The sequence below is a fragment of the uncultured Amnibacterium sp. genome (assembly GCF_964250715.1).
Classification (GTDB): Bacteria; Actinomycetota; Actinomycetes; order Actinomycetales; family Microbacteriaceae; genus Amnibacterium.
In genome coordinates this window covers 1-14,724 of record NZ_CAXUGX010000018.1, presented here as the reverse complement: position 1 = coordinate 14,724, position 14,724 = coordinate 1, and the positions used below count along the sequence as shown (strand labels likewise).

At 72.1% G+C, this 14,724-nt stretch carries 12 protein-coding genes and 1 pseudogene; all 13 read right to left on the bottom strand.

Annotation, left to right across the window (positions count from 1 at the left end; translation table 11 throughout):
* Positions 1–13: 13 nt before the first annotated feature.
* The 13 genes and pseudogenes from ACFE7H_RS13300 to ACFE7H_RS13240 all read right to left on the bottom strand — a co-directional run bounded on the left by ACFE7H_RS13300 (position 14) and on the right by ACFE7H_RS13240 (position 14,447).
* A complete protein-coding gene (locus tag ACFE7H_RS13300; protein ID WP_375401733.1) occupies positions 14–754 on the bottom strand; it encodes a YggS family pyridoxal phosphate-dependent enzyme in 741 nt (246 codons plus the stop codon).
* Positions 755–893: 139 nt separating this feature from the next.
* Positions 894–2,069, bottom strand: a complete 1,176-nt coding sequence (ftsZ, locus tag ACFE7H_RS13295) for a cell division protein FtsZ (protein WP_375401719.1) — start codon at positions 2,067–2,069, stop codon at positions 894–896.
* 287 nt (positions 2,070–2,356) lie between these two features.
* A complete protein-coding gene (locus ACFE7H_RS13290; RefSeq protein WP_375401718.1) occupies positions 2,357–3,103 on the bottom strand; it encodes a cell division protein FtsQ in 747 nt (248 codons plus the stop codon).
* Between the two features lie 265 nt (positions 3,104–3,368).
* Positions 3,369–4,812: pseudogene (murC, locus tag ACFE7H_RS13285) on the bottom strand (UDP-N-acetylmuramate--L-alanine ligase); the annotation flags it as partial.
* A gap of 97 nt (positions 4,813–4,909) precedes the next feature.
* On the bottom strand, positions 4,910–5,971 hold the full coding sequence (locus tag ACFE7H_RS13280) for a glycosyltransferase (RefSeq protein ID WP_375401717.1): 1,062 nt from the start codon (positions 5,969–5,971) through the stop codon (positions 4,910–4,912).
* Positions 5,972–7,207 (bottom strand): FtsW/RodA/SpoVE family cell cycle protein, encoded by a 1,236-nt coding sequence (locus ACFE7H_RS13275; RefSeq protein ID WP_375401716.1) that lies wholly within the window; start codon positions 7,205–7,207, stop codon positions 5,972–5,974.
* 49 nt (positions 7,208–7,256) lie between these two features.
* The gene (murD, locus tag ACFE7H_RS13270) at positions 7,257–8,774 is read right to left on the bottom strand and encodes a UDP-N-acetylmuramoyl-L-alanine--D-glutamate ligase (RefSeq protein WP_375401715.1); all 1,518 of its coding nucleotides are present in this window, start codon (positions 8,772–8,774) and stop codon (positions 7,257–7,259) included.
* A complete protein-coding gene (mraY, locus tag ACFE7H_RS13265) occupies positions 8,750–9,895 on the bottom strand; it encodes a phospho-N-acetylmuramoyl-pentapeptide-transferase (protein ID WP_375401714.1) in 1,146 nt (381 codons plus the stop codon). Before mraY ends, murD begins: the two co-directional genes overlap by 25 nt.
* On the bottom strand, positions 9,892–11,376 hold the full coding sequence (gene murF / locus ACFE7H_RS13260; RefSeq protein WP_375401713.1) for a UDP-N-acetylmuramoyl-tripeptide--D-alanyl-D-alanine ligase: 1,485 nt from the start codon (positions 11,374–11,376) through the stop codon (positions 9,892–9,894). The genes mraY and murF overlap by 4 nt, the downstream gene beginning before the upstream one ends.
* Positions 11,373–11,513, bottom strand: a complete 141-nt coding sequence (locus ACFE7H_RS13255) for a hypothetical protein (RefSeq protein WP_375401712.1) — start codon at positions 11,511–11,513, stop codon at positions 11,373–11,375. Before ACFE7H_RS13255 ends, murF begins: the two co-directional genes overlap by 4 nt.
* A 127-nt stretch (positions 11,514–11,640) precedes the next feature.
* Positions 11,641–13,431 (bottom strand): peptidoglycan D,D-transpeptidase FtsI family protein, encoded by a 1,791-nt coding sequence (locus ACFE7H_RS13250; RefSeq protein WP_375401711.1) that lies wholly within the window; start codon positions 13,429–13,431, stop codon positions 11,641–11,643.
* A 200-nt stretch (positions 13,432–13,631) separates the two neighbouring features.
* On the bottom strand, positions 13,632–13,853 hold the full coding sequence (locus tag ACFE7H_RS13245) for a hypothetical protein (RefSeq protein WP_375401710.1): 222 nt from the start codon (positions 13,851–13,853) through the stop codon (positions 13,632–13,634).
* A gap of 24 nt (positions 13,854–13,877) precedes the next feature.
* On the bottom strand, positions 13,878–14,447 hold the full coding sequence (locus tag ACFE7H_RS13240) for a hypothetical protein (RefSeq protein WP_375401709.1): 570 nt from the start codon (positions 14,445–14,447) through the stop codon (positions 13,878–13,880).
* Between the last annotated feature and the right edge of the window lie 277 nt (positions 14,448–14,724).

The following is a 14,724-nucleotide window of genomic DNA, read 5'->3' as shown; positions in this document are numbered from 1 at the left end:
GTCTGGGCACAGGTTAGGGCGCGGGAGGCCGGGGTCCGGTGATTGCCGTGCCGATGCGCAGGTGTGTCGCGCCGGCGGCGATCGCGGCGGCGAAGTCACCCGACATTCCGGCCGAGATGGCGGTCGCTTCGGGGGCGATGCGGACGACCCGGTCGCTCACCCGGCGTAGGCGCTCGAAGGCGGCGCAGGGCTCGGCGTCCTGCGGGGCGACGGCCATGACGCCGGCGAGGCCGAGGCCCGCGGCGAGGATGTGCTCGGTGAGCTGCTCCGCGTCGGCGGGGTCGGCGCCGCCGCGGCCGAACCCACCGCTCGGGTCGGTTCGTTCGGCGAGGTCGATCTGCAGGAACACCGCCGGCTGTCGATCCGACGCGGCGAGGGCGTCGATCAGGGCGGCGCGGTCGACCGAGTGGATGACGTCGGCGTAGCGGGCGACCTGCCGGGCCTTGTTGGTCTGCAGCTGCCCGATGAAGTGCCAGGTGGGATCGGGTGTGCCTGCTTCCCACGGCGTCGATTCGGCGAGCGCGGCGGCCTTGTCGCGGGCTTCGGGGTGGCGGCTCTCCCCGAAGTCGCGCACCCCGAGCCGAGCGAGCGCCTCCACGAGCTCGACCGGCTGGAACTTGGTGACGACGATCGTGGTGACGCCTGCGGGATCGCGCCCGGCGCTGGTCGCGGCCTCGGCGACGGCGACGGCGACGCTCTCGAGCCGCCGCTCCAGCGCCGCGCTGTCGACTCCCACGTCTCGATCCTCCGCCATGGTGACGCCCAGGTCGCGCGGTAAGGCCGACCCGAGTACGGAGGGCCTGCGCAACTATGGAGATCCTGGACGACACGCCGAGTTCGGGCCCGATTTCTCCGTAGTTACGGCGGGTACTCCGTAGTTGGGCTGGAACTGCTCAACGAAGGAAGTCGGGGATGTCCAGGTCGTCGTCTTCGTCGTAGCCGGCGTCGAGGTCGCTGCTCTGCGTCATGGTGGTGGTCTCGGCGACGAGTTGCCATTCGTGGCTGCCGGTCGCGTTGGGGTCGGTGGCGGGGATCGCGGCAGCGGCGGCGATTCCGGCGAATCCGCCGACCTGGGGGGTGTCGACGAAGTTGCTGCGGCGGGTGTCGCGGCGGTCGCGGGGTTCGGCGCCGTCGAAGCCGGCCGCGATGACGGTGACGCGGACTTCGTCGCCGAGGGTGTCGTCGATGACGGCGCCGAAGATGATGTTGGCCTCGGGGTGGACGGCCTCTTGGACGAGTTTGGCGGCATCGTTGATCTCGAGGATGCCCAGGTTGGATCCGCCCTGGATGGAGAGCAGCACGCCGTGGGCGCCGTCGATGGAGGCTTCGAGCAGGGGTGAGGCGACGGCGAGTTCAGCCGCTTTGATGGCGCGGTCGGCGCCGCGGGCGGAGCCGATACCCATGAGGGCGCTGCCGGCGCCCTGCATGACGCTCTTGACGTCGGCGAAGTCGAGGTTGATCAGGCCGGGGGTGGTGATCAGGTCGGTGATGCCCTGGACGCCGGCGAGGAGGACCTGGTCGGCGGTCTGGAAGGCCTCGACGATGGAGATGCCGCGGTCGCTGATCTCGAGCAGGCGGTCGTTGGGGACGACGATGAGGGTGTCGACCTCGTTGGCGAGGGACTGCACGCCGCGCTCGGCCTGGGCGAGGCGCCGCTTGCCTTCGAAGGAGAACGGTTTGGTGACGACGCCGATGGTGAGGGCACCGATGGACTTCGCGATGCGGGCGACGACGGGGGCGCCGCCGGTGCCGGTGCCGCCGCCTTCGCCGGCGGTGACGAACACCATGTCGGCTCCGGCGAGGGCTTCCTCGATCTCTTCGGCGTGGTCTTCGGCGGCGCGGCGGCCGACCTCGGGGTCGGCGCCGGCGCCGAGTCCGCGGGTCAGCTCGCGGCCGACATCGAGCTTCACGTCGGCGTCGGAGAGCAGCAGCGCTTGGGCGTCGGTGTTGATGGCCACGAACTCCACCCCGCGCAGGCCGAGTTCGATCATCCGGTTGACCGCGTTGACCCCGCCGCCGCCGACGCCGACGACCTTGATCACGGCGAGGTAGTTCTGGTTGCTGGTCACTCGGGTCCTTTCGGGGAGCGAGCATCCTTCAACCTTTACTTGAGGGTGAAAGTCCTGCTCACGCGGGAAAATCCGCTGTGTCGACGGTAGGGCGCGCCCGCTGGCGGGCCGAGCCGACGCGCCGCAGCGCCCGCCCACCGCAGCACGTCAGCAGCCTGGCAGCAGCCCGCATCCGCCCGACCGTGTCCCGACAGCAGTCTCGACAGCAGGACCACGTCCCGACAGCAGGCTGCTGGTCGACCACAGACCTGCCGTTCGGGACCCTGTTCTGCTGACGTGCTGGGTGGTCAGCGGGTGGTGACGACGCCGGGGGCGGAGACGTCGATCAGGTGCACGCCGCGGGCCGCGTGGACCAGAGCGGCCTGCAGCGCGGCTGCCTTGGCGGAGGAGTCGTCCACCCCGCCCCAGACCACGCGCCGGCCGCCGTGCAGCGTCAGCGAGACCGCGTCCGGGGTCGTCGCGGTCACCGAGTCGACCCGCCGCGTCACGGTGGCCGGCAGCGTGCCGAGCACCGCCGCCGCGCCGCGGAACGCGGCCGCCGGATGGCGGGCGGTCGCGGGGACCACGACGAGCGGCAGCCCGGCGAACCGGACCGGCGCAGTGGCGAGGGTTACCCGGGCCGCGTCGACCTCGGCGAAACCGGCCGGCACGGCGATCTGAGCGACCGCCACCCGCGGAACGACCCGCACCTGCAGCGTGCCCGGCGGCAGCGACTCCACGGAGTACGTCTGCACGCGGGCGACGGAGGCGACGGCACGCTGCACCCGCGCGCGGTCGACGAGCGCGAGCGGGACGCCCACCTGCCCGGCGAGCGCTCCCGACACGGCGGTGGTCAGCGCTGCGTCGCCGCCCACCACGACGACGCGGCGCACCGCGAACACCGGCGAGACCGCCAGCACGATGGGGATGCCGGTCAGCAGCACGAGGACGATCGCCGCACCGAGCGCCACCCGCCTTCGGCGGCGCGACCGGCGGGTGAACCGGCGGACCTCCGCGGCCTCCGTCCGCCGACGCAGTCGCGACGTGCGCCGCACGGTCTGCCGGTCATCTCGGGCCGGCGGCAGCCGGGCAGCAGTCGGCCGGGTGGCAGGTGGCCGGGTACCAGGTGTCCGAGTGGCAGGTGTCCGAGTGGCAGGTGGCGGCGGAGAGGCGGTCGGCGGCGGAGAGGCGGTCGGCGAGAAGCTCGTGCGCTCCGGCGCGCGCCGCTCGGAGCGGGGTATCGGGCGCTCGGGCGGCCGCCGCTCGGTCCGGGCCGTCGGGGCGGACGGGCGGGGCGCGTCGAAGCCTGCCGGACGCTTCATCCGGCGGACGCGGCGATGCCGACGCGCTGCTTCGGGGCACGGTGCTCGAGTGCGCCCAGCAGCTGCGGGACGATGCGGTAGACGCTGCCGCAGCCCAGGGTGATGACGAAGTCGCCGGGCCGCGCCAAGCGGGCGACGGTGTCGGCGGCCTGCTGCCAGTCGGGGACGTAGTCGACGTCCCCGGAGTCGCGGAAGCGGTCGCTGACCAGAGCTCCCGTCACGCCCTCGACCGGATCCTCGCGGGCGCCGTCGACGTCGAGGACGACCGTGTGGTCGGCGTTCGCCTGCAACACGGCGGCGAACTCGCCCGCGAACATCGCGGTGCGGGAGTAGAGGTGCGGCTGATGCACCGCGATGATGCGGCCGCCGGCGACGACCGTGCGCGCGGCCTGCAGCGCCGCCGCCACCTCGGTGGGGTGGTGGGCGTAATCGTCGTAGACGCTGACGCCGTCGACGACGCCGTGCAGTTCGAACCGCCGTTTGGTGCCGCGGAACGCCGCGACGCCCCGGACAGCGTCGGACAGCGTGATGCCGAGCGCCAACAGCACTGCGACCGCGCCCGCCGCGTTGACAGCGTTGTGGTGGCCGGGGATCGCGAGGGTGACCGGCACCGACTCACCCCGCGCGGTGATCACGCACGACACCGGTCCGTCGGTGCGGACCTCACTGACGCGCACGTCCGCCTGCGGATGCTCCCCGAAGGTGCGCAGGCGCTCCCGGGCCAGCCCGTCGGCGACACGCACGGCACCCGGGTCGTCGGCCGAGACGACCGCGGTCTCGGTCGCTCCGGCCGCGAACGAGCGGAAGGCGTCGTCGAACGCCTCGCGGCTGCCGTAGTGGTCCAGGTGGTCGGGGTCGACGTTGGTGATCAGCGCGACCGCCGTGTCGTAGAGCAGGAAGGAGCCGTCGGACTCGTCTGCCTCCACGACGAACAGGTCGCCGGACCCGGCGCGGGAGCCGACGCCGTACTGCTCGATCACGCCGCCGTTCACGAAGCTGGGGTCGAGGCCCAGCTCGGTCAGCGCCGTCACGACCATGCCCGTGGAGGTCGTCTTGCCGTGCGCGCCCGCGACCGCGACCAGCCGCCGGCCGCCGATCAGGGCGACGAGCGCCTGGCTGCGATGCAGCACGGGGATGCCGAGCCGCCGCGCCTCCGTCAGCTCCGGGTTGTCGGGCCAGAGCGCGCTCGTCACCACGACGGCGTCGGGCTGACGGTTCCCATCACGGAGGTGCCGCGCGTCGTGTCCGATGTGCACGGAGGCGCCGAGCTCGGTCAGCTGGCCCGTCTGCGCATTGGCGGAGCGGTCCGAGCCGGAGACGCGCACACCGCGGTCCAGGAACATGCGGGCGATGCCGCTCATGCCGGCCCCGCCGATGCCGATGAAGTGCACGGCCCGCAGCCGATCCGGGATCGGCACGGTGAGATCGGGCTTGATCGTCATGCCCGCAACGCTACGCGCGCGGCCGCGGCACGCCGGGTGCCCCGCCGCCCGGTCCGCCTCGGCAGACGGATCGGCAGGAGGCTGTGCGGGGTACCGCTCACAGCAGCATGCGCGCCAAGGCGGCCAGCCGCACGGCGCCGTCCCGAGTGCCGCCGGCGGAGGCGGCCCGAGCCATCGCCGCGAGTCCCGCGGGGTCGGCGAGCAGCGGCAGGACCCGCGCGGCGAACGCCTCGGGGCCGAAGTCGGAGTCGTCGACCACGATGCCGCCGCCGGCCGCGACGACGCTCTGCACGTTGAAACGCTGCTCGCCGTTGCCGACGGCGTACGGCACATAGACCGCCGGCACGCCGAGCGCGGTCAGCTCGCTGACCGTGGAGGCGCCGGCCCGCGAGACGGCCAGGTCGGCGGCCGCGAGCGCCGACTCCATCCGGTCGAGGTAGTCGAGCATGCGGTACCCCGGCAGGCCCGGGTCGACCACCGTGCTGCGGCCGCCGGTGAGGTGCAGCAGCTGCCAGCCGGCAGCGAGCACCTGCGGCGCGACGGCGACGATCGTGCGGTTGATCCGCTCGGCGCCGAGCGATCCCCCCGTCACGAGCAGCACCGGCCGGTCGGGGTCCAGCCCGAAGCCGGCGACAGCGCCCGGCCGGGCGGCGGCGCGGTCGAGGTCGGCGATCTCACCTCGAAGCGGCATGCCGGTCACGACGGCGCCCGGCAACGGCGTCCCCGGGAACGTGACACCGACGGCTCCGGCCACCCGGGCGCCCAGCCGGTTCGCGAGGCCGGGCAGCGCGTTCTGCTCGTGCACGGCGAACGGCGTGCGCCCCGACCGGGCGGCGAGGTAGGCGGGCGCCGCCGCGTAGCCGCCGAAGCCGATCACCGCGTCGATGCCGCGCTCGCCGAGCAGGCGCCCGGTCAGTCGGATGGAGCGGGTCACCGCCGCCGGGAAGGCGAGGGCGGCGCGGTTCACGCGGCGCGGGAACGGCAGGCGCGGGATGACGAGCAGCTCGTAGCCGCGGGCAGGGACCAGCCGCGCCTCCAACCCCTCCGCGGTACCGAGCACGAGCACCTTGTCGCCGGCCGCCGTCAGTGCGTCCGCGGTGGCGAGCAGCGGGTTCACGTGCCCCGCGGTGCCGCCACCGGCGAGCAGCCAGCGCGTCACTTAGGCCGGTTCCGGCAGTGCGGTCCGCTCCGCGTTCGCCAGCGACATCACGCAGCCGATCGCGAGCAGGTTGGCGACCATCGACGATCCGCCGGAGGAGATGAACGGCAGCGGGACGCCGAGCACCGGCAGCATGCCGAGCACCACCGCCATGTTGGTGAGGGCCTGCCCGACGATCCACGCGAGCGTCATCCCGGCCGCGATCCGGGTGAACGGATCGCGCGTGCGGGTGGTGATGCGCAGGAACGCCACCGTCAGGGCGACGAACAGGCCGAGCAGCACCGTCAAGCCGATCAGGCCCGTCTCCTCGCCGATGATCGCCAGGATGAAGTCGTTGTCGGCCTCCGGCAGCCACGACCACTTGGAGACGGAGTTGCCGAGGCCGACGCCGAACACCCCTCCGGCGGCCAGCGCCCAGGTGCCCTGCACGGACTGCCAGCAGGCGTCCAACTGCTGGCCGGCGCAGCCGTGCGCCCACGCGGTGAATCGGGTGACGCGGGAGCCGCCCGTCAGCAGAAAGAGGGCACCCGCGGCGGCGGTCACCGTGACGACCGCGGCCAGCACGCGGGCGGGGACGTCGGCGAAGAACAGCCCCGCCAGCACGATCACGCCCATCACGGTGCAGGTGCCCATGTCGTGGCCGAGCGCCACGGAGCCGATCGCGACCGCGCCCTGCGCGAGCAGCGGAGTCAGATCGCGCAGGGTCGCCGTACGGCCCGGCCGTCGGCTGAAGAACGAGGCGGCGCAGAGCACCAGGGCGAACTTGACGAACTCGCTCGGCTGCAGGCTGAGCGGACCGGCCTGGATCCAGTTCTGGTTGCCGTAGACGCTCGTGCCGATGGGGGTGAGCGCCGTCAGCAGCTGCACCGCGACCGAGATCACGAGCGCGATCGGGGCGAGCCGCCGCCAGAGGCCCGGAGCCGCTCGCGACGCGAGCAGCATGACCGCGAGCCCGAGGAACAGCGCCATCGCCTGCTTCTGGAAGTGCGCGAAGGGATCGCCGCCGTCCTCGCCCTGCTCGACCGACGAGGACGAGAGCACCATCACCAGCCCGAACGCGCTGAGGAACAGGGTGATCGCGCCCAACAGGTGGTACTCGGTCGAGCCGATGCGGGTCAGCGCGGGCAGGGAGAGCCGGGCGGTGCGCATGCGGCGGGCCGCGGGCCGCTCGGCGGGCACCGCTCGGTCGGTGAGCACAGGATCGATCAATCCGGTCGATCCGGTCAGTCGCGCCACGAGTCCTGCCCCCCACGCCGATCTTCATCCGCGGCAGTGTCCTGCCGCGTCACTCCGCCTGCGCCCGCACCGCCTGCGCGAACAGCGCCCCCCGCTGTCCGTAGTCGGTGAACTGGTCCATCGACGCCGCTGCCGGCGCCAGCAGGACCACGTCCCCGGGCTGCGCCATGCCGACCGCCAGTGCGACGGCACGGGTCATGACATCGTCAGTGTCGCCGGGGACGACCTCGGCGACGGGGAGGTCGGTGGCGTGTCGGGCGAGCGCGGTCAGGAGCGCCTGCCGATCGGCGCCGATTACGACCACGCCGCGCAGCCGGCGTGCGTGCTCGGCGACCAACGGCTCCACGTCGACGCCCTTCAGCAGGCCGCCGGCGATCCATACCACCGACTCGAATGCGCCGAGCGAGGCCGCCGCGGCGTGCGGGTTGGTGGCCTTGGAGTCGTCGATGAACGTGACGCCGTTCCGCTGGCCGACCGACTGGATGCGATGGGCGTCGAGCCGGAATGCGGCTACCGCGGCAGCGATCGCGGCGGGCGGCACGTCGGCCGCCCGAGCAAGCGCGGCGGCGGCCAGCACGTCGGCGACGACGTGAGGAGCGGCGAGGCCGGCGCTCGAGAGCACGTCGAGGGTCGTCAGCTCCAGGGCGGCGCGGCGGCGGTCGTCGAGGAAGGCCCGATCGCAGAGCACGTCGTCGACGATTCCCAGCTCGGCCACCCGCGGGATGTCGCGGGTGAACCCGATGGCCCGCGCCCCTTCCACCACCTCCGCCTCCCGCACCAGCTGCTCGGTGACGGGGTCCTCCACGTTGTAGACGCAGGCGACCCGGGTGCGCTCGTACACCCGTCCCTTGGCGGCGCGGTACGCGGCGGCGGAGCCGTGCCAGTCCAGGTGGTCGTCGGCCACGTTCAGGCAGACGCTGGCCAGGGGGCTGACCTCGTGCATCCAGTGCAGCTGGTAGCTGGAGAGTTCGACGACGAGCACGCGCCACGCCTCGGGCTCGCGCACGGCGTCGAGCACACTGGAGCCGATGTTGCCGCAGGCCCGCGCCCGCACGCCGGCGGCGGCGAGCATGGCGACGGTCAGCTGCGTGGTGGTGGTCTTGCCGTTCGTCCCCGTGATCGTGATCCAGTCGGCGGGTTCGCCGTGCCGGTCGCGCACGCGCCAGGCCAGCTCGATGTCGCCGAGCACCGGGACGCCGTGCTCAGCGGCCCAGGTCAGCGGCGGCGCATCGGGGTGGTAGCCGGGGCTGACGACGACGAGCTGCGGATCCGCCTGCGCCAGTACAGCCGCCTGCTCCCCGAGTGGAGCGACGACGTGGCGCGCGCCGATCACGTCGAGCAGCGCGGCCCGATCGTCGGTCACCGACTCCCCCGTGACGAGCACACGGCAGCCCAACTCCGCCAGCGTGTCGGCGACCGCGAACCCCGTGATGCCCGCACCCAGCACCGCGACCCTCAGGTCGCGCCAGGGTCCGTACCAGCTGGTCAACCCCGCGAGCAGCTCCGCGCCGGGCCGATCGTCGGGCCGGACGCCGGCGTCGCTCACGGCGCCGCCCGGCTGAGCCATTCGAGGTAGAAGAGCCCGACGCCGAGGCCGGCCAGCAGGCCCGCGATGATCCAGAACCGCACCACGACGGTCACCTCGGCCCAGCCCTTCAGCTCGAAGTGGTGGTGGAGCGGGCTCATCAGGAAGATGCGCTTGCCGTGGGTGATCTTGAAGTACGCCCGCTGCAGGATCACCGAGCCGGTCACGATCACGAACAGTCCGCCGATCAGGATCAGCAGCAGTTCGGTGCGACTGAAGATCGCGAGCGCCGCAAGCGCTCCGCCGAGGCCGAGCGAGCCGGTGTCGCCCATGAAGATCTGCGCCGGGGACGTGTTCCACCAGAGGAAGCCGATCAACGCGCCCGTGATGCAGGCGGCGACGGTCGCGAGCTCCAGGGGATCGCGCACGTCGTAGCAGATACCGCCGTTCACCCCGTCCGCGACCGCGGGGTTGAAGCACCACTGGTTGAACTGCCAGAAGCACACGATGATGTACGACCCGATCGCGGCGATCGACGCGCCGGTGGCCAGGCCGTCCAGGCCGTCGGCCACGTTCACCCCGTTGGAGGTCGCCGCGACGATCGCCATCACCCAGATGATGAAGGCGATCAGGCCGCCCACGACGCCGAAGACGACGACGAACGTGGCCGCGTGCCGGTCGATCACCAGGTCGCGCAGCACCGAGATGTTCTCCGACCCCGGAGTGACCCGGTGGCGGCCGGCGGCGCCGCCGTTCGGGAACTGCAGGGCGAGCAGCGCGAAGACGGCCGCGACCACCACCTGGCCGGCGATCTTTGCCCAACCGCCGAGGCCCAGGCTGCGCTGATGCCGGGTCTTCAGGTAGTCGTCGGTGAAGCCGACCAGGCCGAGCCCGACCATGAGGAACAGCACGAGCAGCGGGGAGGGCTTGATCGCTTCCACGCCGCCGCTGATCACGGTGCCGGCGAAATAGCCGACGACGCTGGCGAGGATCACGACGATGCCGCCCATCGTGGCGGTGCCGCGCTTGGCGTGATGGCTGACCGGACCGTCGTTGCGGATGAACTGGCCCCACTGCAGCCGGTGGAACAGGCGGATGAACAGCGGCGTCAGGAACAGGGTGAACAGCAGCGAGATGCCGGCGCCGAGCAGCAGCGCCTTCATCGCTCGGGATCCTGCTCGTTGTACTGCTCGGCATCCCGCTCGGCGTCCCGTCGGGCAGCCTGCTCGGCGCCTTGGCGGACCGCGTCGCCGATGCGGTCGCCGAGCACGCGCAGCCCGGCCGCGTTCGAGGACTTGATCAGCACCACATCGCCGGGGGCGAGCAGGTCGGCCAGCAGCTCCTCCGCCTCGGCCATGTCCTCCGCGAACAGGCTCTCGCCGTCCCAGGAGCCCTCCATGCTGGCGGCGAGGTGGATGCGCTTGGCCCCGGCGCCCACCACGAGCAGCTGGCCGATGTTGAATCGCACCGCCAGGCGGCCGATCGCGTCGTGCTCGTCGGCCGCGAAGTCGCCGAGTTCCGTCATCTCTCCCAGCACCGCCACCGTGCGGGCGCCGGGCGGCGCGATCTGCACCAGGGCCTTCAGCGCGGCCGCCATGCTGTCGGGACTGGCGTTGTAGGCGTCGTTGATGACGGTCAGCGGATGGGTGGCGAGCACCTCCATCCGCCAGCGCTCGGCGCGGACGATCGACTGCACGCCCGCCACGATCGTGTCGATGGGAATGCCGAGCGCATGCGCCGCCGCCGCGGCCGCCAGGGCGTTCGCCACGTGGTGCTCCCCCAGCACCGAGAAGTGCACTGCAGAGGCTTGCCCGTCGGGCAGGTGCAGCTCGAAGTCGGTGCCGCCCGGACCGGTGACGACTCCGGTCGCCCGGACATCCGCCTGCTCGAGCCCGAAGGTGAGCACCCGCGCACGGGTACGGGCGGCCATGGCCGCCACCCGCGGGTCGTCGGCGTTCAGCACCGCCGTGTCCGTCTCGGCCAGGCCGGTGACCATCTCGGCCTTCGCCTCCGCGGTCCGCTCGATTCCGCCGAACGCGCCGGCGTGCGCCAGCCCGACCTTCAGCACCACGCCCACATCCGGCGGTGCCATCGCCACAAGGCGGGCGATGTCGCCGGCGGCGCTGGCACCCATCTCGGCGATCAGGAACCGGGTGTCCCAGGTCACCTCGAGCATGGTGACGGGGCCGCCCACCTCATTGTTGAAGGAGGCGCGGGAGGCGACGGTCGGGCCGGCAAGCGAGCAGATCGCGCGCAGCAGGTTCTTGGTGGTGGTCTTGCCGTTCGAGCCGGTGACGCCGATGGTGCACAGCGCACCCCGATCGTGCACGCGACGGACGACCTCCGTCGCGAGCGCGCCGAGCGCGACCACCGAATCGCCGACCACGATCTGCGGCAGCGGGGTGGGCAGCGGCCGCTCGACGATCAGGGCGGCGGCACCGGCCGCGGCTGCCGCGTCGGCGAAGCGGTGCCCGTCGTCGTGCTCACCGCGCTTGGCGACGAACAGACCGCCGGCGACGATCTCACGGGAGTCGGTCTCCACCGGCCCCGAGACGGTCGTGGCGCCGCTCGTGCCCGGCGCGGCGGCGAGGTGCAGCGAGCCGTCGACGACACCGGCGATGTCGTCGAGCGACAGTGCGATCACCGGTCTGCTGCTTGTCCGTCGCCGGCGTCGTGCAACACCCGACGCACTTCGGCCTCGGCGCAGCAGGGCAGGGCGGAGTCGATCAGGGCGGAGTCGTTCAGGGCGGAGTCGTTCAGGGCGGAGTCGATCAGGTACACGAAGGCGCCCTCCCGGTGGTTCTCGTCGCCGGGCCCAGCGTAAAGGATGACTCCCCGTCTCGGGCGAGGCCGACCGCTGTGCCGATACCGCGGTGCTCTACCGCTGTGCTAGCTACCGCTGTGCCTATTACCAATACTCCGGCAGGTCGGGAGAGTGCGTCCCCGACGGGACCACCCCGTGCTGCTGCAGCACCCGCGCCATGACCTTCTGGAACACCGGGGCGGCGGCTTGGGCGGTGTTCAGCTTGCGCGCGTCGTTCAGGTCCACGTAGACGACGTACTTCGGCGACTCCGCCGGCGCGATGCCCGCCATCGAGACGAGGAAGCCGGAGGCGTAGCCGCCATGGCCGTCCGACTCCTGCGCGGTCCCGGTCTTGATTCCCACCCGGTATCCGGGGATCGTCACCTTGGCCGCCAGCCAGCCTTTGGTCGCGACGTTCTCCAGCATCCGCACCGTCTGATGCGCAGCCTTGGCGGAGACGATCCGCTTCGGTGCGGCACGGGCGGGGGTCGTGACAGTGCCGTCCGCGGCTGTGCAGCGCTCGATCAGCGAGACCGGCAGCTTGACGCCGCCGTTCGCGATGGTCGAATAGGCGCTCGCCATCTGCACGGCCGTAGCGGTGAGCCCCTGCCCGAACATGGTGGCGACCTCGGACTGCCCGTCCCAGTGCGGCGCGTCCGCGCCGAGCCCGCCCGACGCCTCGGCCGGATAGCCGGTACCCGTCGAGCGGCCGAAGCCGAACCGCTGCAGGTAGCCGTAGCGGGTGGCGTCGGACATGCGCAGGCCCAGCTGCGAGATGCCGGTATTGCTCGACTGGATCAGCACGCCGGTCGCCGTCAGGTGCAGGTCGCCGTGCGCCTCGCTGTCGTGCACGTCGGCGCCGCGGGCGTTCGTGTAGCGGAACGGCGCGACCACCTGGGTGGTCGGGGTGATCAGGCCCGCGTTCAGCAGCGCCGCGGTCGTGACCGACTTCATGGTGGATCCGGGCTCGAACGGTGCTTGAAAGGCACGCGAGCCGAGCGCTTCAGGGTCGGTGTTCGCGGTCGCCGGCACGTTACCCGGGTCGACGGTGGGCCAGTCGGCGACCGCCAACAGCTTGCCGGTGGCCACCTCGGACACCACGACCGAGCCCGACGCCGCACCGACCTGCTTCGCGCGCGTCGCGAGGGTCTGCTGAGCGAACCACTGCAGGTCCCGGTCGATCGTCAGGGTGACCGAGCCGCCCTGCTTGGCCGGCTTGGTCGTCACCGCGGTCCCGGGAATCGGCGTGCCGTCCTGGCCCTGCTCGGTGCTGGTGCGGCCGTCGGTGCCCTTCAGGCAGGCGTTCTCGCCGTACTCGGTGCCCGACTGGGCGCTGCCGTCGGCGCCGACGAAGCCGACCAGGTTGCCGGCCACGGCGCCGTTCGGGTAGCTGCGCTGCTGCACCTGCGTATAGAAGAGCCAGTCGATGTGGAGCGCCTTCACCCGGTTCAGCACCGTCAGGCTGGCGGCCGGTACGACCATCAGGTACTGGGAGGACGGATCGCGGGTCAGCGCCGTCGTCAATGCCGGCACGCTGAGGCCGGTCGCGGCCGCGAGTCGGGCGGCGCGGGCCGCGACGCTGCTCTTCTCGGCATCTGCACGGGGCGCCGTGCGGGCTTCGGCGGCGGCCAACTTGGGCGATGCGACGATCTGGAATCGGGCGACCGAGCGGGCCAGCACCGTGCCGGAGGCGTCGGTGATGGTGCCGCGCAGACCGGGGACGACCGTGTCGACGGACCGTCGTGCCGTGGACTCCGCCGTCAGCCCGGCGGCCTGCACCACCTGCACGTCGACCAGCCGGAACACGAACACGCCGACCACGGCGATCACCAGCACGAAGACCGTCAGCGGCCGTCTGGATGGCCTGGTCCGTGCTCCGCCAGCGCGCTGCGGCATGGCCGTCCTCCCCCGAAGTACCCGTACGCCGACGCGCAGCGAACGCGCCTCGGCGGGACGGACGCCCCCGCGCCGATCCCGATGCGAACGCTAGGCCAGCAGAGCGACGAGGCCTCGACGGCACGCGGTCGAGTTCTCATGAGTCTCCCTGACCTCATCAATCACACAAGTCACAACGGTCGACGAGCCGTCTCGCCGACTCAGAAGGGTGGGTCGTCTGAAACTTCGACGGGTGTCCGCGTTTTCACGGTGAGGGCTGGTCGGCTGATGCGGTTGCCGCCCCACTTGTCGTGCCAGCGGATCGTCCCGTCGGGGAGGGTCTGGACGTCGAAGTAGCCCTCGTCTTTCATCTGATGACTCTTGCGGCACGGCACCTGCAGGTTGTCGTGCCTGGTCCGTCCGTCGTGTTCGATCCGGATCACGTGGTCGTCCCCGTCGCACGGCCGTCACGCCGCCTGCGGCGTCGCGCCGGAACCGGCGCCGTGGGCCCAATCGGCTCGGTGGGCGGGGAGTCCGCAGTCGTCGCCTGTGCAGGAGGGGCTGCGCAGGTGGAGGAGTTTCTTCAACCCGGCCGGGATGTACCGGTCATGCGAGTCGATACCGAGGATCGAGTCATCGATCGGATCGACGGCGACGCGCGTCCACGTCGTCGTGTGTTCGACCACTTGTCTGGCGGTCTCGGCGTCGATCGCCCCCGTCCCCGCCAGGTCCGCGGGTGCGTTGCCGGCACCGGTCGCCGTCTCGGCCGGGACTACGACCAGGACGGTGGCCTGCACTGCCTTCCGGTGCGGTGCTCTCAACGATCCGATGCGTTCCATCGGGTAGGCGGGGTCGTCCATCTCGGCTGCGGGGACTGCCAGGCCGTGCAGGACCACATCGGTAGCCACGTCGGCCATCAATTGGCCGAGGGTGCGGTGTTCCCCGTCCCGCCCGTGCAGGTCGATGGCGGCCTGCCGGATCCCGTCGTACATGGCCGCGATGTCGATGGCGGTGGAGTGCATTTCCAGGACGGCCACGCCTTCACTGTCGGGCCTGGCGCTGACCCACCGTCGGGTCGCTGCTCGTTCGTGGCGTTCGATCGCCCCGTTGGGGTCGAGTCGGTCACGGAGTAGCCCGAGACGCTTCTCGACCACCGCCGCCTTGACGGTCTGGACGAGGTCCGCGGCCTTGGCATCGAACTCGGTGAGCGCTCCGCCTTCAGTCCGATGGTCTGGCGTGCGGCGGCCCGGAGGGCTTCCTCGGAGGCGAGCCCGTCGAGGAACACCGCCCAGGTGGTGGGGAGCTTCTCCCGCA

Coding starts and splice junctions, on each gene's coding strand:
- ACFE7H_RS13300 (WP_375401733.1), bottom strand. CDS start 754: ATGGCGGAGGATCGAGACGTGGGAGTCGACAGCGCGGCGCTGGAGCGG.
- murD (WP_375401715.1), bottom strand. CDS start 8,774: ATGGCTCAGCCGGGCGGCGCCGTGAGCGACGCCGGCGTCCGGCCCGAC.
- mraY (WP_375401714.1), bottom strand. CDS start 9,895: ATGAAGGCGCTGCTGCTCGGCGCCGGCATCTCGCTGCTGTTCACCCTG.
- ACFE7H_RS13250 (WP_375401711.1), bottom strand. CDS start 13,431: ATGCCGCAGCGCGCTGGCGGAGCACGGACCAGGCCATCCAGACGGCCG.